Source organism: Sphingobium sp. B11D3D (assembly GCF_025961755.1).
Taxonomy (GTDB): Bacteria; Pseudomonadota; Alphaproteobacteria; order Sphingomonadales; family Sphingomonadaceae; genus Sphingobium.
The window spans coordinates 3,219,999-3,240,179 of sequence record NZ_JAOQOG010000001.1 but is presented as its reverse complement, the minus strand read 5'-3'; the positions used below and the strand labels follow the sequence as shown (position 1 = coordinate 3,240,179).

General features: G+C 60.7%; 19 protein-coding genes. 11 read left to right on the top strand and 8 right to left on the bottom strand.

All coding sequences use genetic code 11. The features are described from left to right. The first annotated feature begins 167 nt into the window (after nucleotides 1–167). From M2334_RS15200 to M2334_RS15165, 8 genes are all read left to right on the top strand, one after another. A complete protein-coding gene (locus tag M2334_RS15200; protein ID WP_264584194.1) occupies nucleotides 168–1,286 on the top strand; it encodes a helix-turn-helix transcriptional regulator in 1,119 nt (372 codons plus the stop codon). 240 nt (nucleotides 1,287–1,526) lie between these two features. Then, nucleotides 1,527–2,801, top strand: coding sequence for a hypothetical protein (locus tag M2334_RS15195; RefSeq protein WP_220128492.1), 1,275 nt, complete (start codon nucleotides 1,527–1,529; stop codon nucleotides 2,799–2,801). A gap of 67 nt (nucleotides 2,802–2,868) precedes the next feature. Beyond that, a complete protein-coding gene (locus M2334_RS15190; RefSeq protein ID WP_264605859.1) occupies nucleotides 2,869–3,216 on the top strand; it encodes a hypothetical protein in 348 nt (115 codons plus the stop codon). Beyond that, entirely contained in the window at nucleotides 3,216–3,911 is a 696-nt protein-coding gene (locus tag M2334_RS15185; protein WP_264605858.1) for a C39 family peptidase, read from the top strand. Before M2334_RS15190 ends, M2334_RS15185 begins: the two co-directional genes overlap by 1 nt. A gap of 2 nt (nucleotides 3,912–3,913) precedes the next feature. Next, the gene (locus M2334_RS15180) at nucleotides 3,914–4,654 is read left to right on the top strand and encodes a hypothetical protein (RefSeq protein WP_264605857.1); all 741 of its coding nucleotides are present in this window, start codon (nucleotides 3,914–3,916) and stop codon (nucleotides 4,652–4,654) included. A gap of 13 nt (nucleotides 4,655–4,667) precedes the next feature. Next, nucleotides 4,668–6,011 carry a transporter gene (locus M2334_RS15175; RefSeq protein WP_264595192.1) on the top strand — a complete coding sequence of 448 codons (1,344 nt, stop codon included), beginning with the start codon at nucleotides 4,668–4,670 and terminating at the stop codon, nucleotides 6,009–6,011. Next, nucleotides 6,008–6,217: a CBS domain-containing protein gene (locus tag M2334_RS15170; RefSeq protein WP_264595191.1), complete on the top strand. Its 210-nt coding sequence runs from the start codon at nucleotides 6,008–6,010 to the stop codon at nucleotides 6,215–6,217. The genes M2334_RS15175 and M2334_RS15170 overlap by 4 nt, the downstream gene beginning before the upstream one ends. Before the next feature lie 12 nt (nucleotides 6,218–6,229). Continuing rightward, nucleotides 6,230–6,379 carry a CBS domain-containing protein gene (locus M2334_RS15165; protein ID WP_319801203.1) on the top strand — a complete coding sequence of 50 codons (150 nt, stop codon included), beginning with the start codon at nucleotides 6,230–6,232 and terminating at the stop codon, nucleotides 6,377–6,379. 595 nt (nucleotides 6,380–6,974) lie between these two features. On the opposite strand, the gene M2334_RS15160 is transcribed toward M2334_RS15165, so the two are convergent. The 4 genes from M2334_RS15160 to M2334_RS15145 form a co-directional block, all read right to left on the bottom strand. Then, nucleotides 6,975–10,202, bottom strand: a complete 3,228-nt coding sequence (locus M2334_RS15160; RefSeq protein ID WP_319801353.1) for a multidrug efflux RND transporter permease subunit — start codon at nucleotides 10,200–10,202, stop codon at nucleotides 6,975–6,977. Beyond that, complete coding sequence (locus tag M2334_RS15155; RefSeq protein ID WP_413716150.1) at nucleotides 10,199–11,275, bottom strand: efflux RND transporter periplasmic adaptor subunit; 1,077 nt, start codon at nucleotides 11,273–11,275, stop codon at nucleotides 10,199–10,201. The genes M2334_RS15160 and M2334_RS15155 overlap by 4 nt, the downstream gene beginning before the upstream one ends. Nucleotides 11,276–12,050: 775 nt before the next feature. After that, nucleotides 12,051–12,482: a DUF488 family protein gene (locus M2334_RS15150; RefSeq protein ID WP_264605856.1), complete on the bottom strand. Its 432-nt coding sequence runs from the start codon at nucleotides 12,480–12,482 to the stop codon at nucleotides 12,051–12,053. 383 nt (nucleotides 12,483–12,865) lie between these two features. Further along, on the bottom strand, nucleotides 12,866–14,017 hold the full coding sequence (locus tag M2334_RS15145; protein ID WP_264595187.1) for a hypothetical protein: 1,152 nt from the start codon (nucleotides 14,015–14,017) through the stop codon (nucleotides 12,866–12,868). A 545-nt stretch (nucleotides 14,018–14,562) separates the two neighbouring features. Here M2334_RS15145 and M2334_RS15140 point away from each other — a divergent pair. Genes M2334_RS15140 through M2334_RS15130 form a run of 3 tightly spaced genes read left to right on the top strand, consistent with a single transcriptional unit; the run spans nucleotide 14,563 to nucleotide 17,139 of the window. Continuing rightward, on the top strand, nucleotides 14,563–15,084 hold the full coding sequence (locus M2334_RS15140; protein ID WP_264605855.1) for a DUF3489 domain-containing protein: 522 nt from the start codon (nucleotides 14,563–14,565) through the stop codon (nucleotides 15,082–15,084). Then, nucleotides 15,081–15,479, top strand: coding sequence for a DUF2924 domain-containing protein (locus M2334_RS15135; protein WP_264605854.1), 399 nt, complete (start codon nucleotides 15,081–15,083; stop codon nucleotides 15,477–15,479). The genes M2334_RS15140 and M2334_RS15135 overlap by 4 nt, the downstream gene beginning before the upstream one ends. Continuing rightward, entirely contained in the window at nucleotides 15,466–17,139 is a 1,674-nt protein-coding gene (locus tag M2334_RS15130; RefSeq protein WP_264605853.1) for a recombinase family protein, read from the top strand. Before M2334_RS15135 ends, M2334_RS15130 begins: the two co-directional genes overlap by 14 nt. A 543-nt stretch (nucleotides 17,140–17,682) precedes the next feature. Here M2334_RS15130 and M2334_RS15125 read toward each other — a convergent pair. Genes M2334_RS15125 through M2334_RS15110 form a run of 4 tightly spaced genes read right to left on the bottom strand, consistent with a single transcriptional unit; the run spans nucleotide 17,683 to nucleotide 20,137 of the window. Then, nucleotides 17,683–17,958 carry a hypothetical protein gene (locus M2334_RS15125; protein ID WP_264605852.1) on the bottom strand — a complete coding sequence of 92 codons (276 nt, stop codon included), beginning with the start codon at nucleotides 17,956–17,958 and terminating at the stop codon, nucleotides 17,683–17,685. After that, nucleotides 17,955–18,278 carry a DUF5681 domain-containing protein gene (locus tag M2334_RS15120; RefSeq protein WP_264605851.1) on the bottom strand — a complete coding sequence of 108 codons (324 nt, stop codon included), beginning with the start codon at nucleotides 18,276–18,278 and terminating at the stop codon, nucleotides 17,955–17,957. Before M2334_RS15120 ends, M2334_RS15125 begins: the two co-directional genes overlap by 4 nt. Further along, nucleotides 18,271–19,650, bottom strand: coding sequence for a site-specific DNA-methyltransferase (locus tag M2334_RS15115; RefSeq protein WP_264605850.1), 1,380 nt, complete (start codon nucleotides 19,648–19,650; stop codon nucleotides 18,271–18,273). The genes M2334_RS15120 and M2334_RS15115 overlap by 8 nt, the downstream gene beginning before the upstream one ends. Nucleotides 19,651–19,690: 40 nt before the next feature. Next, entirely contained in the window at nucleotides 19,691–20,137 is a 447-nt protein-coding gene (locus M2334_RS15110; RefSeq protein ID WP_264605849.1) for a hypothetical protein, read from the bottom strand. Between the last annotated feature and the right edge of the window lie 44 nt (nucleotides 20,138–20,181).

Here is a 20,181-nt window from a genome sequence, read left to right as displayed (position 1 = left end):
CATTACCGGATGATCGGTTATTGATGGGCATTGCCGGCATGAAATCCTCAAATTTCAGATATGTACCAAATCGGGGCAGTCTCAATCCCGCGATAGCGGAGCCAAATCAGCCCCCCACGCATTGTGGTTAACGCGCATGCCATACAATGGTGGGTTGAGGGGGAGGAATGGTCACGATATCGAAGACCGAGGTGGCCGCAGACCGCATATTTGCAGAGCCGGACGGTGGGCGCCCGATCGATCAGGACGGACAATCTGACCGGGTTGCAGACGATCTGGACTGGATACTGAGCAAGTTCGCCGGTCGCGTCTTTGCGGATGAGGCGGTTCTTTCCCTTCATCGCGACGATAATAGCCCAGAGCTGCTTGCGCGAGTGAGCCCCAATCGCGCCTTGCTCTCCGATCCGCACTTGGCGGTTGCGATCGCCTGCCAGGATACCGACGCGCTTCATTATACCGGTCAAGGTGCGCGTGTTGCTTGGCACGAACTGACGCAGGTCGAGGAAGCGAAGCGTGCGATGACCTTGGCCGTGGCACAACATGATGGGCTGCGCCTGATCCTCACGGCGCTTTACCGTCATGCCAACGTGGTCCAGCGGCTCGCCGCCGAGCAGATGGCCAAGAAGCTGCAGCCCGTGCTGGCGGGCTATTTTCGTCTCTGGCTGCATGCGCGAAGCCAGCAACGGGCTTTGATCGCCTATAAGTCGGCGCTCGACCTGAGCGACGTGGCGATTATCATTCTTGACGGCCATGGAGCGGTGATCGGCGAGAATGCCGTCGCCACGCTGATGTTTCAGAAGCGGGATGTGGTGCACAAGTCGCGCTATTCCCTTGTTGCCGTCAATCGCGGCGAGACCACGAAGCTGCACGCGGCCATGGACCATGCGTCGCACGATGGCGAAGCGGTGCTGATCAGCCTGAGCCGGAAGAATTATCGCCGGCCTCTCATGGCCCTTTTATCGCCGACATTCACGCGCCCGGAAATTTCCGCGGATCCTTCTTTCGTCCTGTGCATTTATGATTCGGACACGGACGTAACCCTGGCGCTCCAGCGCTGTTGCGACGCCTATCGGCTCACCAAGACCGAGGGTCAGCTGGTCCAACATCTGGTTTGCGGCCTCGCGCTGAGTGATGCTGCGGCCAAGATGAAAATAGCGGAAGCAACCGCCCGAAGTTATTTGAAACAAATCTTCGGAAAAACGGCCACAAACCGGCAATCTGATCTTATCAGAGTGATGTTATCGAGTATTGCCCGAACATCATTGGGTCATTTCTCGACGCTCTGATTTACATCCAGATTCCCCTATAACTATTGTTAGGATTTCGGTCGTCTTCACAATTATCACATTCACCCCCAAATGAGGGTTACTCATACAGCGCTATGAGGGGGGAAGAGATAGTTTGGTGGGGGTGAAGGTTAATTCGCCGTTAACCTATTCAGGGTGGGTCTCCGCGGAGGCGGAGTCGATGCGTCGATCGGGGAAAGCCCCGAGGGCGGCGTGGGAACCCTGAAAGGACGACAATCGATGAAAACTCTACTGATCACGGCCTCGGCCGCCGCGCTTATCGCGGCATCGCCCGCGCTGGCGCAGGACGGCAATACCGTCAGCGATAGCGGCAACAACAGCTGGATGGCCGAATCCACCACCACCACCACCACCAGCGACAGCGGCAACAGCGCCTGGACCGCAAACACGTCCACGAACGTGGCCACCAACACGGATAACAGCGTTGCCGACAGTGGTAACGATATGTCGAACAACTCGGTCAACACCGCCGACAGCGGCAACACGATGACGTCCGACAGCGGCAATTCTGCCTGGACGGCCAACACCACCACGAACACGGACAACAGCGTGGCGGACAGCGGCAATAGCGCCACCACAACCACCACCAGCGACAGCGGCAATTCGGCTTGGACCTCCAATGCCACCACCAACACCGACAACAGCGTCGATGTGGCGGACAGCGGCAACGACATGTCGAATAACTCGGTGAACACCGCCGACAGCGGCAATACCACAACCACGACGAGCGACAGCGGCAACTCGGCCTGGACGTCCAACGCCACGACCAACACCGACAATAGCGTCGATATTGCCGACAGTGGCAATGACATGTCCGACAACAGCCTCACTGTCTCCGACAGCGGCAATGATATGTCGAACAACTCGGTGAACACCGCCGACAGCGGTAACACCAGCACGAGCGACAGCGGCAACAGCGCCTGGACGTCGAACACCACCACGAACACGTCCACGGACAATAGCGTCGCCGATAGCGGCAACGACATGTCCAATAATTCGGTGAACACGGCCGACAGCGGCAATGACTCGTCCACGCATGACATGTCGGACAACAGCTCCGCTTCGGGCGCGCAGGTTGCGGCCAACAATGGCGGCACGGCAACCGACAGCCGCGACATGTCCTCTCAGGATGACAGCTCGACCAACACCGTGGCCAGCAACAACAGCTGGGAAGACAATTCGGACAATTCCGATCACAGCTGGGCCTTCAGCGGCGGTGATACCGCAGCCGGTTCCGCCAAGTCGGATTCCGTCTTCGGTGACAGCGCCCTGGTCGCCAGCGCCAACCTCTCAAGCTATGTCACGGGCGTGAGCGTCAGCTTCGACGGTCGTGGCGGCGAGTCCCCAGTGGCCGACAACAGCATCCGCACGGGTGGCAGCGCATTCCAGAACTTCGCTGGCATGCAGGCGGTCAACCAGAACACCGGCGTTGGCGCATCGCAGAACGCGTCGGTGAGCGTGGCGGTCTCCGCGGGCGACATCACGCTTCGCTAAGCCTCTCCAACTGGCCGGCGATCTCCACCGCCGGCCAGTCTTTTCACATCATAAAGGGAGAGGACGCATGAACCGATTTCTACCCCGCCGGGCATGGCTTGTGACCTTGTCGGGCAGTTTTGCCTCGGGTGTCCTTGCGCAACCGCCATTTGAGGGCGCGGCGCCGCCCGTCGATGTCGCCACGCTCGAGCAGGTGACGGGCCGCGCGGATCTCAACCAGATCGCCCAGTCCGAGCATGTTGCCGCCGTATCGGACAGCAGCGTGAGCGGCAATTCCGTGACCGGGGCGGTGGCCATCGATGGGAACGCATTCCAGAACCTTTCCGGCCTGTCGATCATCAATGCCAATTCCGGCAACAACGTCGCGATCAATGCTTCGATGAACGTCAACATCGCCCTGCTGCCCGCACAATAATGGCGCGCATGCTCCTTGCCGCACTCATGCTGCTCTCCGGCTGCAGTGCGCAGGTGAGCGGAGGGCCGACGTTCCAGCTCGGAGCGGCGGGTCTCGGCGATGTCACGCCGCCTGTCACGTCGTTCGAGGACCGGCGTTTTTTGACGGTCGTTCGGCAGCAATTTGATTTCAGTTGCGGTTCGGCTGCGCTCGCCACGTTGCTGACTTATCATTATCGCCGGAGCAGGGCGGAAGCCGACGTGTTCAACGGCATGTGGCGCGTGGGAGACCGCGCGCAGATTACCCGGCTCGGCTTTTCGTTGCTCGACATGAAGCGCTATCTTGCCAATGCCGGCCTCAGCGCGGACGGATACAAGGTCTCGCTCGAGCAGGTCGCTGCGGCAGGCGTGCCCGGCATCGCGTTGATCGAGGCGAACGGCTACCGCCATTTCGTCGTGGTCAAAGGCATCAGCGCGGAGGAGCTGCTGATCGGAGATCCGGCGCTCGGTCTGCGCACCATGTCGCGACCCGCGTTCCAGCGCGCTTGGAACGGCATTTATTTCGTGATCGGCGAGGATACTGCGGTGGGGCGCAGCGCCTTTAATGGGGATCGGCAGTGGGCGGCCTTCTCCCGCGCACCGGTCGGCGCCGCATTCGTTCAGCCGCTCAGCCAGCAAGCACTGGCTTTGACTGCGCCCTTCATGAGGGACTTCTAGCCATGAACCGCGATCTCATCTCGGCCGTTGCAGCAGTTGTCCTCTGCAACCCCGTCTTCGCGCAACCGCCGGTCGAGGGACACGAGCCGGTTCCGGAGGATGTTCTTGCCGAAAGCCGCGGCAAATTCCTCCTCCCCAACGGTGTGGAAGTCGCCATGGCCGTACAGACCGATACGAGCGTCGACGGGCAATTGCTCCTGCGCAGTGTCTTCACCGTCGATCAGGGCGCGCCGCGCCTTGCCATCTACGCGCCACAGTCGACAAGGCAGCCCGATGCGCCAGGCACCAGCGGCCCCTCGCAACACGCGGGCAACCCGGGAGATGTCTGGGTCAGTTTCGACCGCGAGAGCGGTGTCTCGCTCGTCGAGCGGAGCTATCGTCCGAGCGTCGGCGCCGTCACCGTGAGTACGGGCGAGCAGGCGGAGATCGGCCTCAGCCCCGATGGATCGACACCACTCCCGCTAGGCCCGGGCGATCGCGCGCAAACCCAGAACGGCACGGTCGGGCTCGATCGGCTAGGCAGCGGTTTCAAGGTGACCTTGTCGCAGCAGGATCTGGAGGTCACCCACGTGTTTGGGCAGGCCTTGGGCAGTGTGCTCCTCAACAGCGGTAACAACCGTGCGATCGAGACCAGCACGACGATCAACCTCGATCTGATGAACGCCACGCCCGCGACCGTCGGCTCGGCCATGCCGAGGATCGACAGCATGGCGCTTGACGCGACGCGGGATCTTATTCGTTGAAGGAAGGACACAAATGACCAGAATAGGTCGGCTCCTGGGGGGAGTGGCAATGCTTGGCGGCGCACTGGCCGCATCACCGGCATGGGCCCAGCCAACGGGCACCGCGCTGCCACAGTCGAGCAATGCCAGCCCCGAACTGAAGCAGGCGCTCAGCCTCATCGCCCGGCAGCAACAGCAGTTGGAAGCGCAGGAGGCGCGCATTCGCGCGCTGGAGCAGCGCCTTGCCATGGATGCGCAACCAAGTGGCGCAACGGCGGCGCCATCGGCAGCAAATCCGCCGCAAACTGTTCAGTCCGCCAGCAACGCTGTCCCGCCGCCGCGCGCGCCCAATGGTGCGCCCCAGGCCCCGGCTGGCCCCGTGGGGGAAGCGCCACCGGATATCGATCGCCCGCCCGAGGTCGCGGTGCTGGGAGAGCAAGGCAGCGTCGTGACCCGGCGCGGTCAGCTCACCGCCGAGCTTCAGCTCGATTATGCGCGGGCCGACCGCAACCGTGCGCTTTTTCGCGGCATCGAAGTGGTGGAGTCCGTGCTCGTTGGCGTGTTCGACATCAACGAGAGCCGGCAGGACGTGCTCACGGCATCCGCCGGCCTGCGTTATGGGCTCCTCGGCAATGTCGAGATCGGCGCCCGTCTTCCGTTCGTCTATCGCAATGACAAGTCGGTGCTGGCCCCGATTCAGGGCACGACGGGCGATCCCGATGCGGCGACCATCGATAGCAGTACCAGCGGCCGGGGGATTGGCGACCTTGAGCTGTCGGCGCGCTATCAGCTGAGCTCTGCGCGTGGCGGCTGGCCGTTCCTGATCGGCAATTTGCAGGTTGTGGTGCCCACCGGCACCGACCCGTTCGACATCTCTCGGGATACGCTGGGCCGCGCGACCCGTGCGGCCACGGGGTCCGGCTTCTGGGGTGTGACGCCGAGCCTGACCGCAATTCTGCCCAGTGACCCCGCCGTCCTGTTCGGCTCCATTGGCTACACCCGCAATTTCGGTCACGGGGTCGATACGGTCATCCCGCCGGTGCGTATCACCTATGTGAAGCCGGGAGACGCGATATCCGTCAGCATGGGGATCGGCGTATCATTGAACCAACGCACCTCGTTCAACCTGGGTTATGCGCACAGCTGGTCCTTCGGCACGCGCACCACGCAGCGCCTGCTGATGCCCACGATGGACTGGGGCGACCCGCAGGTGCAGACGGCGCGCGATCTCCAGATCGGCCGCCTGCTGTTCGGCGTAAGCTACCGCGCGACGGACCGCACGACGCTGAACTGGTCGGTCGAGGTGGGGGCGACCGAAGACGCCACCGATCTGCGCACGGTGCTGCGCATCCCGTTCGTGTTGTCGAGGGGCAGGTGACGCCGCGGAAAGTAGTTGGCGAGACGATCGCATTTTTCGGGAGCACGGCCAGGCACCGCAGCTATCCAGTGATAGATGAAGAAGGGCGGTTGCTCGGTCTGGTATCGAGATCCGACGCGCTGCGCTGGCAAGTTGAAAGCGCACCGGGAGACGTGGCTTTGTCTGATGTCGTTTCGGATGCGTCACAGCCCTTTACAACCGCGTAGGCACCGGTTGGTGTGGTGGCCGATCTCATGGTCTCGACGGGCGTCGGGCGTGTTCCGATCATCGACCCGATCACCAGCAAGGTGATCGGTATTCTATCGCGACACGATTTGTTGAAGGCGCGACGGATCGGAAATGAGGCGGAACGCACCCGTGGCCGTTAAAATGACTTAGCACTGATCGAACGTCCGCTGTCGGGATGCACAGTTCCGAAGCCAAAGTCTCGAATTGGGTCGGGTCTCTCAGGGCGGGCTGAAACGTCCCGAATGACTGCTATTGGCTGGAGCAGTCGTTCAAGTAGGCCGACCCCAACGACCGGCTTTGATCGACTGTCGCAGGAAGCGAACGCGGATCGTGGGACATTGCAATCAGCAGTGGATCATCTATTTGGTGTCAAATGCATTCGATACCGCGCCTCTTAAACCTGAAGAGCGAGTATTGATTGCCTACCTTCGGGAAGTAACGAGTGCAGTAATGCTTTGCCGCCTGGAAGGCCCGTGAGCTGGGATTAGAGCAGCGCTGCTGACAGACGACACCTAATTCATCGAACCGCTGAGCCGCTTTCCACAAATTCGTGAATTACTCGCCCAGGACCGTTGAAACGTTCACGATTTGATCTACATCTACTCTGGGGAAGCACAACCGGGGGTAGAGAGCTTGAGTATCGCGGACACAGGGGGCTTGAGCATTCCAAGGTCGTGGCCATATCAGCAGATGATGTGAAGTCGAGTTGCTAGTGGCCTCAGTCGGCGAAAGGGCTCACTCCCGCGAGATCTTCTCAACAGCAGTGTCAGACACATCAAGATCGCGTCTTGCGCGTCGACGCTCCATTGTGCCTGAAACCCGGTCGCCGAGCATCCTGCAGGCCACATAGAAGATTGGCGCAAAGATGAGGCCGAGCAGGGTCAGGCCGATCATCCCGTAGAAGACGGCTGTTCCCAGCGCTTGGCGCAATTCCGCACCGGCGCCCGTCGCAAAAGCGAGGGGGACCACGCCGGCGATGAACGCGAAAGACGTCATGAGGATCGGACGCAGGCGGATGCGCGCGGCGATGATCGCGGCTTCCCGGGAGGACAGGCCCTCATCCTCGGCCTGGCGTGCAAATTCCACGATCAGAATTGCGTTCTTCGCCGCAAGGCCAATCAGCACCACCATGCCGATCTGCGTGAGAATATTATTGTCCTCGCCTCGCAGGTTCACGCCCAGAATGGCGGAGAGCAGGCAGAGCGGTATGATCATGATGATCGCGAGCGGCAGCGTCAGGCTCTCATAAAATGCCGCCAGCGCGATGAACACGAAGATGATCGCCAGCCCGAAGGCAAGTTCACCGCTGCCGCCCGCAACACGCTGCTGATAGGCCAAGTCCGTCCACTCGAAGCCAAAGCCTGCGGGGAGGCGCTGAGCGGCGATCCGCTCCATCGCTTCCATCGCCTCGCCGGAGGAATAGCCCGGCGCTGCCTCGCCCTGAATATCGGTCGATGGATAGAGATTGTAGCGCTGAACGCGATACGGCCCGGTCGAGGGCGTGAGCTTAGCGACCGCGTCGAGCGGGACCATCGTGCCGGACGCCGAGCGCGTTTTTATCTGCCCCAGCAGGTCCGCATTCTCCCGATAGGCCGGGTCCGCTTGCGCAATCACCTGGAAGCTATGGCCAAGCAGGGTCATGTTGTTGACGTAGGAGCCCGCCATGTAGGTCTGGAGCGCGGCATAAACATCCTGGCTTTCCACACCGAGCATCTCGGCCTTATCGCGGTCCACCTCCACCGCGATGCGCGGGCTGCGCATGTTGAAATTAGTGAAGCTCTGGGAAATGGCGGGCTCTTCAGCGGCCGCCGCGGCGAGATCGCGTGTCACAGCATCGAGCGCCGCGTAGCCGTGCCCGCCACGGTCCTCCACCATGAGGCGGAAGCCGCCCGCCGTGCCAAGGCCGCGCACCGGTGGCGGCATGATGAGACGAATGTCCGCCTCGGTCATGCTCGAGAAGCGCTTGCGCAGGTCGGCGACGATGACGTCCGCGGTCAGTCCCTTGGGCAACCGCTCGCTGAACGGCTCCATGATGGCATAAAGCTGTCCGGCGCTGGACTGGACGGACATGCCCATCGCATCCACGCCCGCATAGACGGAGGCTGCCTGAACGCCCGGTGTCTCCAGCATGACATCGATGGCCTGCCGCACGACGGCATCGGTGCGTGCAAGGCTGGCGCCGGTCGGCAGATTGATCGCGACGACGGCGAGGCTCTGATCCTGCTGAGGCACGAAACCGCGCGGCGTGTCATAGAGCCGCCAACCGGTGAGCAACAGCAAGCCGATATAGAGGATGAAGACGAGGCCCATCATACGCAGCAAGCGCCGTGTGAGCCTGCCATAGCTTTGACCGAAGCGGTCAAACATCATCGTAAAGCGCTCGCCGCTCCGGTGCAGCCAACGCATGATGGCGGTGCGCGGCGGGACACTGTCATGCTGGCGCAGTAGCAGCGCGCACAGGGCGGGCGAGAGGGTAAGCGACACGATGAGCGAGATGACGGTTGCGGCGGTCACCGTCAGTGCGAACTGCTTGTAGAATTGCCCCGTGACGCCGCCCATGAAGGCGGTCGGCACGAACACGGCCACCAGCACCAGCGCGATGCCGATGAGCGCGCCCCCCACCTCATTCATAGTCCGATACGCCGCCTCGCGCGGGGAAACGCCTGCGCGAATATGGCGCTCGGCATTTTCCACCACGACGATGGCATCATCCACCACGATCCCGATGGAAAGAACCAGCCCGAACAGCGAGAGGTTGTTGAGCGAGAAGCCCGCCGCCGCCATGACAGCGAAGGTGCCGACTAGCGAGATGGGTATGGCCAACAACGGGATGATGGCGGTGCGCCAGCTTTGCAGGAACAATATGACGACGATCACAACGAGAATGACCGCCTCGACCATCGTGTCGCGCAACTTGTTCACGGAATCGCTGATATATTGGCTGGGGTTGAATACGATCCGGTAGGAAACGCCGGGCGGGAAACTCTTGGCGAGTTCCTTCATCGTCTCGCGAACGGCGTTGGCCGTCTGGAGTGCATTGCCGCCCGATGCCTGCGAAACACTTAGGGGATAGGCTTCTCCCTGATCGAGATAGGCGTTGATCGAATAGGTCTGTGCGCCCAGCTCCACCCGCGCAATGTCGCCGATGCGGGTGACGCGCCCTTGCGCATCGCGTTTGACGATGATTTGCTCGAACTCTTTGGGCTGGTTGAGCTTGCTCTGAACATTCAGATTATATTGGGTAGGGCCGGGATTCTGGCTCATTTGCGCGCCGCCAACCGTTCCCGCCGCAAGCTGGATATTGTTGCCGCGCAGCGCCGCCAATATCTCTTGCACGGTCAGGTCGCGCGCGGCTGCCTTGTCCGGGTCGATCCAGATGCGCATGGCATAATCACGTGAAGCGAATGTTCCGACATCGCCCACGCCGGGCAGGCGGAGCAGCCGTTCGCGCACCTGCATGGTTGCGTAGTTGGCGAGATATTCGCGATCGATACTGGGTGAAGTCGACAGCATGTGGACGATCATCAGTGTGTCGTTCTGCGCCTTGCGCACCGTCACGCCGAGATTTTGCACTTCCTGCGGCAGCTGGGGCAGCGCGGTCTGCACGCGGTTCTGCACCTGCACCTGCGCCAAATCAGGATCGGTGCCGATCTGGAAGCTGATGTTGATCGTCACGCGGCCATCCGCAATCGCGGTCGAACTCACATACAGCGTGTTGTCCACGCCATTGATCTGTTGCTCCAGTGGGGCTGCAACGGTGTCCGCCATAACCTCGGCAGACGCGCCGGGATAGACGGCGGTGACGCTGACCACCGGCGGCGAGATTTTTGGATATTGGTCGACCGGCAAGCGCCAATAGCTAATGATGCCGACGAGCAGAATGAACAGCGACAAGGCGCAAGCAAAGATGGGTCGCGCGATGAAGAAATGCGAGAAGCTCATCCGCGCGTTGGCGGCGCTCACTTGGTCGCTCCCGGTGCGGGCCGCTCAGGTTCGATCTTGCCTAGCTTGGCGACGACCTTCTGCCCCACTCGCGCGCGCTGCATGCCGGCGATGACGACCTGCTCGCCGGGCGCGAGGCCGCTGCGGATCACCCGCAGGCCGTCCGCTATATTGCCCAGCTCCACAATGCGCTGGGCAATCAGACCATCCTTGCCGACGACGAATACGGTCGGACGGGTCTGATCGACAATGATCGCCTTCTCTGGAACAAGCAGTGCAGGGCTAGGCGCGCCCAAAGTCCAGCGCATCCTCCCAAACATGCCGGGCGTGAGCAAGCCGGTGGGGTTCTGTACGAGCGCTTGTCCGCGGATGGTGCCGGAGCTTCGATCGAGCGCATTGTCCAGCATCTCGATCTGACCGGCCCAACTGAACTCGGTTTCATCCTCAAGGCGGATCTGCACGACAGCGCCACTCTCACGAGCCCGGCGGAATTGCAGGAAAGCACGCTCCGGCGCATCGAACACAAAGCGCATGGGGTTCTGTGTCATGATGGTGGTGAGCAAGGTCTGCTCGGCCGAGACCAGATTGCCTGCTGCAAGCCTGCGATAGGATGCCCGCCCGCTTGCTGGCGCCGTGATGCGCGTGAACGAGAGATCCAGCGATGCGGCCTGCGCGACGGCGCGGGCGTTGGCCAGCTCAGCGGACGCCTGCTCCCAATCAGCAAGGCGGGTATCGACCAGGGACTGGCTGATGAAGCCATCGCCGATCAGGGCAGTCGCGCGTTTATAATCAGCCGAGGTTCTGGCGAGCGCCGCTTGCGCACGGGCGACGCCGGCGCGGGCTTGCGCCAGTCTTGCGGCGAAGGGCCGTTGATCGAGCGTGAAGAGCAATTGTCCGCGCGTGACGGACTGCCCGTCCTTGAAGTGGACCGATTGCAGCAAGCCAGAGACTCGCGGACGCACATCGATGGCGTCCACCGCTTCAAAACGTCCTGCATAATCTACCCAATCGGCCACATTGCGGCTGAAGGGTTTTGCGATAATGACTTGCGGTGTAGGCGGCGGCGGTGGCGCTTTTTCCGAGCAGGCAGCCAAAGCGTGAAGGGCAAAAGCGATTAGAAAAGTGCGCTGGTTGCGGGGGAACTGCGAGATAGCAATCCTGCGGCAATGCCATTCCTCAGGTCGCGCTACCGCGCTGTGGCTCCCCCTCATTCGTCCATCCCCCCGCGCAGACTGCAAAAATTTTGTTTTCCAGCGCTTATATCCGTTCGTCCTAGCAGCACCTCATAGTAGACGAAAGCAACTATTGGCCTGCGAATGAGCGCCCTGCAACTTCTCGATCTGAGGGCTTTTCTGACGGTTGTGCTGGCGAGCACGTCCTGCATCAGATCTTTCACCTCACCAACGGGCACGCGCCTAGCGAAATAACGGTGCCAGGCGCGGTTGCGCAGCGCGACGCGCTCATCCTCCAAAATGGGCTCGCACCTTTCCTGCACCTACGCTATCTCCGCCAGAGGTCAGATCTCACTGTCTCCTAAGAGCGGAAAGGCGGCCAACCCCTCATGTTGAGCGTGCATCAGAAGCATCGGTCAGCACTGTGTCGGTGTCTCGGCCCAATGGTAATAAGGCGCTGGGCAGGGGAACTGGCACCTCATTGACGTGATATGTTTGCGCGTCCTGCCCGTCGGAATGAAGAGGCCCGAACGACTGCTATTGCTTGGAGCAGACGTCCGTTACGCCGGATCTGAACGACCAGGTTTGGTCGGTTGCCGCCAACATAGCCGTTGTTCAGCACGCTTCGCTTGAGTGTCGGAGCCGGACATTCGTTAGTGGGGAGGGCCCTAGCTGGATTTGCGAACATATCTGACGCTCATGCGAACAAATGCGTGACCTCTGCGTCATGCATGAGAGCGCCAACCAGTAGAGAACGGTGACAACTCTCTGGGTTGCGCTCGAAACAAAGCAAGGCGGTAGGCGTCTCGTTCACGAGGTCGCATAACTGCGCTCCTTGCGCGATTGCTTCGGGCAGTTCCAGCTGACCAGCATAAACCTCGGCCAAGCGAGCATGATCGCCTTTTCTCGCAGCTTCGCGGCCTGCAGGGGGCGTGCCAAGAGCCTTAAATCCGACATAGGCAATATCCGCCTCTCGTAACCCGGCCGCCAAAATATTCTTCGAAAAGCCCGGTCGGCGGGAAAGCGGGACTGCGCGAACGTCAGCGACGCATTTCACGCCGGCACCAAGCAAAGCGGATACAAACTCCGCCTGGGTCGCACCTTCATATCCGATCGAAAATATCCTCATTCTCTGTAGATAGGAAGCGCGGCGGTTATAGCTATGGTAAGACTTGGGATGGTCGCCTCCCGCCCCAATTTCGACATTCAGACCGTTGAACGATCATCCCGAAAGCGGCCATTCGTTCAGTCCCGTTTTTAATGCCGCGAACTGGGACTTTCCTGCCGTAAGCAACAGAGCTTGTGGATGGCAGATATGAGGCGGACAGCGGACATTCTGAAAAACTGTCAGCACCAATTGGGAGTGCAACAGGCTAGACCGAAAGCGAACTAGCAACATTCGATTGCGGATTTAATAGAGCCATTATTCGGGCAAAACTGTGCAGATAAGCGCAGCCTAGAGCTGTAAGACTAGGCCACATGTGAATTTTTCTGGTTGGCGCAGCTGATTCTTTATCGCCCCTCGCTATAAGCCTTTTGACGCGCCAGACGTTCTGCATAAGCGCGGATCGGCCCTTCGAGTGGCTGCAGTAGCTCGTGAAAGCCATCATGCAACCGCTGCGCCATGCGATCGAGGCCACTGATCAGCCGGTGAACGTCTTCCAATCTTTCCGATATGTGCTGCTTTAGCCGCACGCTCGTGTCGCCCGACGCATCCAAATAGGCGTGATCGACCTCGCCGCCCTTATGCTCATAGATGTGCCGGCGCAGGAACATGCGCTTGAGAAACGTGACCTCTTCCGCCGCAAGGCCTGTAAGCACGTTAATATCGAACCACTGGAGCACATCGTCGATAGCACCGAGATCATGGAAGCGGCCGCGCTGCAGGCGTTCGCTCCGTCGCTTTGACAGAGGCACGAGATGAAGGAATTGCTTGGTGTATTGGCCGACAAGATTATCGAAGGCCGACACCGCGTCCCGCACCGCGTTGCTGCTCTTGTCCGCTGTAGATGTCGCGCGCAATGCGGCCATGTCCGATCGGAACATTGCCAGATCGTTACGCGTGCCGCAGGCAGAGCAATAAGCGAAGCGCCCGATAACATCGTTATATTCGTCACAGGCCGCGCAGTTGAATTTGTGCTGCTGGCTCTCCTCGGACACATAGAAGGCGGGTTTTTCACCTTCCTGACCGGCGGCATCGGCCACGGCGTCCATGTCGATGGTGATGCTGCCATCCTGATCGGCATCCAGGGCTTCGGTCAACGCGTGGCAGAAATGTGCGACATAGCGCCGCTGGGCTTCCGAAAGGAAATTGAAGGGCTGATCCTGAAATCGGCAGTAGGGGCAGAGTTGCGGCCATGGCCCGCTGCGCCAATAGCCACTGCACGTGGGGCAGTGGTGGCCGAATTTGCCGCGGCTGTCCGAGCCGATCATGATCATGTAGCAGCCGCCAACGGGAGGCGGGTCTTGCTGGTCGCCGATCCCGCCGAGATTGGCGGACGCGATGGGAATGCCCTGCTGGAGCGCCCAGACGGCGATCATGGACATGGGGTTGGGACGTGAGCCGCTGTAGGTCTGCTGATACCCCCGCCGCCCCTGCTCATCCGTCATGATGTTGACGGTGATCTTGCCCCCCGAATGGGCGATTTCTTCAAATTCCGTCATCGCGCTCCTAGACCGTCCCAAAACTCAGAGTCTCCGATGCAGATGATATAGCACGGCTTTAGCACAAGCTTACGTCTATCTCGATTGGAACGACTGAGGTTGGGGTCGGCAGCCGACAATGCTCCGCCCAAGCAGCAAATGGCGGCTATTGCGGGTTCTCTTCCCGCAACCCGCCCGGCGGCTCTTGGCGGATGAGACGTTCGTTGCTCTGATCGGGAACGACTGGGTCTGGTCGAAGGCAGTCATAGCGTTCATCGCTTCGGAATGTCCGCTTTGTCTCGATCAGCAGTTAAAAGCTGCCCGTCAGGACTGTCCGCAAAAGCAGTCGCGAAACTCCGCTCCCAAAGCAGGTGCGCGATCCGGCTGAACGAACAGCTGCTTTCCTCATTGCTGAGGGCGCACATTCGACTGGACTTGTTCTGCACACCGAGCATTGGTGCTGGTCGAGCCGCTGGAAAGAACTGCGGATATGCCCTGCCGGCTTGGTCGACAGGGCTGTGGGTGGTGGGAGCAGCGCAGTGCTGCTCCGCAAGAGGAGACCACCCATGACCAAGCTCAACGACCTGCAACTCGTTCTGCTGTCCGCTGCTGCCCAACGTGACGATGGCAGCTTGCTGCCACCGCCCGATCATCTCGCGGGCCAGGCAGGCCGGATCCGCAAGGCTATCCCGCCGCTGATCAAGCGGGGTTTGATCGAGGAAGCGGCGACGACCGACCTGCCGAAGGTCTGGCGGGAAGAGGGTGATGATCGCTTCGCGCTTGTCATTACGCAAGCGGGCCGTGCCGCGATCGGCCTGGACAGCGAGCAGAATGCTCAGACTGAGACTGTTGCTACCGCGGCCGTCGTCACGCCACCGAACCGCACACGGTCAAAATCAGAGCAGGTGCTGGATCTGCTCCGCCGCGCCGAGGGCGCATCGCTTGATGAGCTGGTCGGCATGACCGGCTGGCTGCCGCACAGCACCCGCGCGGCGCTCACCGGCCTGCGCAAGAAGGGCCATGGGATCACGCTGGACAAGAGCGGTGAGCGCGCCTGCTATCGTCTGGTCGAAAGCGCTGCGGCATGAGCCTGGAGGCACGCCTTGATGCTCTGGCGGCGCTGTCGTTGGGCGAGCTGCGTGATCAATGGCGATCGTCAATGGGTTCAGAGCCGCCGCGCGTCAGCGCCGATCTGCTGCGCCGACTGCTCGGCTATGCGCTGCAGGAGAAAACCATGGGAGGGTTATCGCCCTCCCATGGCCAAGCCCTCCGTCGCCTTGCTGCCGGCAAGGAGAGCGTCCCGCTCAAGAGCGGAATGCATCTTATGCGGCAGTGGAACGGGCGTAGCATCAGCGTCACCGTGGTTGAAGATGGCTATGTGTGGGACGAGCGCTGCTATCGGTCGCTGTCGGCTATTGCCCGCGCGGTAACCGGAACGTCCTGGTCTGGTCCCCGCTTCTTCCGGCTGCATGACCATGGCTAGGCGGCCCAAGGTCGTTGAAGGACCGCGCGGTGCCGTGCGCTGCGCCGTCTACACCCGCAAGTCCAGCGAGGAAGGGCTGGAGCAGGCGTTCAACAGCCTCGATGCCCAGCGCGAGGCCTGCGAGGCGTACATCGTCAGCCAGCGCCATGAAGGCTGGACCCTGGTCAAGACCGCCTATGACGATGGCGGCTACTCAGGTGGGTCAATGGATCGCCCCGCGCTGGTCCGCCTGCTGGCAGATGTGGAAGCCGGAAAGATCGACGTGATCGTGGTCTACAAGGTCGATCGCCTGACCCGCGCGCTGTCCGACTTTGCCCGCATCGTCGAGATCCTCGATGCCCGGGGCGCCAGCTTCGTCTCGGTCACGCAGGCGTTCAACACCACCAGCAGCATGGGGCGGCTCACACTCAATGTGCTGCTCTCCTTTGCCCAGTTCGAGCGCGAGGTCACCGGCGAGCGAATCCGCGACAAGATCGCCGCGTCGAAGAAGAAGGGCATGTGGATGGGCGGTAACCCCCCGCTTGGCTATGATGTGAAGGGCAGGGCGCTGGTGATCAACCAGGCCGAAGCGAGCCAGGTCCGCCACATCATGAACCGCTATATCGCGCTGGGCTCCCTGCAGGCCCTGGTCGAAGAACTGTTGCGCGATGGCTATCGCACCAGGCAGCTTCATGGTCGGGGCGGCATTGCGTTCAGCCGCGGCGCGCTCTCACACCTGTTGGGCAACGCTATCTATCGCGGCAAGGTCGTGCACAAGGGGGCGGTCTATGACGGCCAGCACGACGCGATCATCAATGAGGCACTTTGGGATGCGGTACAGCGTCAGCTGGAAGAAGGACGCAACAACCCCCCGGCCAAGCGGTCTCCCAGGCGCAGCTTGCTCACCGGCCTGATCCACGATGGGGAAGGCCGAAAGATGTCGCCCAGCCACACGGCCAAGGCGGGCAAGCGCTATCGTTATTATGTAACCCATCCCAATACGCTCATCGGCAGCAGCGAAAAACGATGGCGGGTCAGCGCGCCGGAGATCGAGCGCATCGGCACGGACCGCCCGAAGGGCTGGCTCACGGATCATCGGGCTCTCGTCGAGTTCGTCGGCGCCCAACGTGCCATAGGTGCGCTGACCAGAGCATCCCAGGTTGCAGCCGATCTGCACAAGGCATCAAAGCGTCCGGCGATGCTGACGATGCTCCTCGGTCGGATCGACATGGCAGAGGAGAGCATCACTCTCACACTCCACCGTGACAAGCTGCAGTCCCTCCTGGGTCTGGATCAGCTGGCCCATGACCGTCCGGTGCAGCTGACCAGCCGCGCGATCCGCATCCGGCAAGGCAAGGATGTTCGCATGATCATTGGCGACTCGCGGGATCGGTCAGCTGATACGATCAATAAGCCGCTGGTCGCGCTGATCGCAGAAGCCCGAGCGCTGCATCTAGCGCTGCTTGGCGCCCCCGAGCATAGTCTAGCATCACTTGCTGACGCGCAGGGCAAGTGCCGCAAGCGTTCTGCGCAGCTGCTGCGCATCGCAATGCTTGCGCCAGATATCGTGGCGCAGTGCATCGAAGGTGTTCAACCGGTTTCGATTACGACCAAAGGACTGCTCAACATCGATCTGCCGATCAACTGGAGTGAGCAGCGGGCTTTGCTTGGCTGCAGGTAAATTCAGTCACCCATCTAGGGAAAGCGTCGGCCGGATGTCCTCCGGCCGTTTTCTTGTTCGACGCCGCGCAGCGCCGACCTGTCATGAGGTTTGGAAAATGGCCACTGACATAATGGGATAGAAATGGCCGACGGTGCCCGCGTGCTTGGTCTGTAGACCTCAGTTCGCGAAGCGTCGGCGCCAAAACGGCGCAGTTTCGCGCGAGTTATGCCGCGGCCACACCATGGCTGACGAATCTCGGAGAAACACGGACTATCTGGTGCGGGGCGCAGTCTTGTGCGAACTCGTCTTACGGGCGACGGTGCTCACCAAAATATTTTAGCGGCGATCAGATGGGGTATCGGTCGAGAATTCGGCTCCTTTGATGTTGTTTTCTAAAGTTTTCCTTGGGAATCCCGAGCCAATTGGCGCTGGCAGTTAACAGGTAAAACAGGGTCGAAAATGGCAACGTCCTTTCGCAACAAGACGCTGTATCAGGCAGTTTTTTCCTGATGCGACCTTAAATGATTTTGCAGCGTAACCACTGCCGAGAAGCGCGATTTTTCAGGCGTCTGAGGGCGCATTGTCTTCAAAGTTTATGCGCTGCTGAATTTGCGCAGCGGTGCGAACCATGCTGATAAAATCCTGACACAAAAGGCGCCGTCTGCAGGTTGGAGATGTCAGCTCGATCAGTCGGGCTTCGAGCAGCGTGACAGTCCTGCGCTTGCTATCCGGACAAGTGATCCTGACCCTGCTATTGGCAAGATCGAGGATGGCGCGCGACGCGCTCTCCCTGGCCAAGGTTGCACGAAAGGCATCGGTTTTCACCACTTTTGTCATGACTCCGCATCGGACCTGCGCCGCTGCCTCTCTCTATGTTGAGCTTGAAGCAGGGCGGTGTGCATGAGTGATATCGCGTAGGACGCCGCCAGTCTGTTCTCTGCCTGCCCGGTTGCCAAGCGGAGCATGGTGGCCCTGATCAGGGGAATCGTCTCTTCGCCCTTTGGTGTGCGAATGGTCGTTGGCAAGTTCATGACTTCGATGATCATCTCATCGAGATCCTCTGGCGTTTCGATGCGTCGGTGCCGAGACTTGGGGCGGCCGCGGCGATTGCCGGAGGTTCCTTTGGAGAAACGGCCCTTGCCGTCGCGCTCATCCATGCGCCGCTCCGGCAGCAAGCGCTGCATCAGCCATGGCTTCCATATCGGCAATCCGCCGCGCGGCCACCTCAGCAAAACTCTCGCCGGTTGCCAGCAGCACGGCCGCCTTGCGCGTTAGTGCCTGCCAACGACGGATGGTCACCTCGCAATAGCCCGGCTCATATTCGATCAGCCGTGCACGACGCTTCGTCTTCTCTGCCGCCAGAAGTGTAGAGCCTGAGCCACCGAAGGGATCGAGCACGATCTCGCCCACCTTCGAGGTATCCTTGATCGCATCCATGATCATTGGCACCGGCTTTACCGTCGGATGCATCGCCAGTTCAGCATCGCCACCGGTCCTGGTGGCCCCGCGATAGTTCCAGATGTTGGTACGATACCTGCCATTCTTGCCCAGTTCGACCGTGTTGAGATGAGGCGTAGTACCAACCTTCCAGACGAACACCAGCTCGTGCTGGGAGCGATAAAAGCTGCCCATCCCGGCACTGCCCTTGCTCCAGACACAGATGTTCTTGAGCTCGGAATAGACTGCCCGACCTGCGTTCATCATTTCCTCGACATGCCGCCAGTCCATGCACTGATAATGGATGGCGCCGTCCATGCTGACGTCGGCTGCGTTGCGAAAAGCGGTCTGGAGAAAGCCGGTAAACTCACTCTCGCTCATCTCGCCTGAGGCCATGGCGAACTCGGCATGCTTCATCTGGCCGAGGCCACCGACATGCCCGTCGATCTTCACGTTGAAGGGTGGGTCGGAGAAGACAAGCCGCGCGCGCTCATCGCCCATCAATGTCGCAAAGCTCTCAGGACTGCGCGTGTCACCACACAGCAGGCGATGATTGCCAAGGGCCCAGAGGTCACCGCGCTCGACCCCGCAGGTCTGACGCTTGTCAATCTGTGGCATTTTCTCGAGCTTTGCATCCTGCGGCGTCATGACCATGAGCTGGTCGATCTCCGTGGTTGAAAAGCCGGTGATCTCAAGATCGAAGTTCAGGTCCAGAGCATGAAGCTCTTCGAACTCGATCCGCAAAACATCCTCGTCCCAACCCGCGTTCTGGGCGATGCGGTTGTCGGCCAAGGCGTAAGCACGCAGCTCTGCCGCACTGAGGTCAGAGATCGGAACCACCGGCACATCGGGGAGCGCCAGCAACTTTGCGGCAGCGTAGCGGCCATGTCCGGCAACGATGACGCCCTCATCATCGACGATGATCGGGTTGGTGAAGCCGAACTGGCGAATGGACGAAGCAATCTGCGAGATCTGCATTTCGCTATGGGTGCGGGCATTGCGTGGGGCAGGGCGCACTGCCGCAACCGGGCGCAGTTCGACCTTGAGGGAACGGATCAGACCGTCCCCCCTGATGGGGTTGTTCGCATTCATGAGTGATGTTCCTTGCTAGATGTTCGTCAAACAGTGCAAGTCAGGTGGGACTTCGCCCCTTCAGCAGGGCTTCGATGAGGGCAGCTTGTTCAGGCATTTTCTCGCGAGCCATACGAGTGACGTGGGCAAGCGCAGCGTCCTGACTGAGGATCATCAAACCCTCGGGCAAGGCCTGGCAGTAAACGGCTTCGCCGGCCTTCAGGCCATAACGGTCCATGACGGAGTCTGGTAGTTCGATCCCGCCGTCTTTGCCGATGCTGGCCACGATGATTTCGCTGTCTGGGCCGAGGGCGCTTTCGCGATCTCGGGTAGGGGCCGCCTTCACAATGAGGCCTGCCCGTAGCAGCACGTTATAGACATGCTGATAGCGGATGCCGATATAGCGACCAATGTCGCCTGCACTCACCCCAGCACCGTACAGGGCGCGGACTTTCGCCGCCTTGCTGTCGAGGCCCTGTGTGAGGGAGTCCATTTCTTCCTTGGTCATATCGCACGAATCCTGATTAACTGATGGTGATATCAGTCAACAAA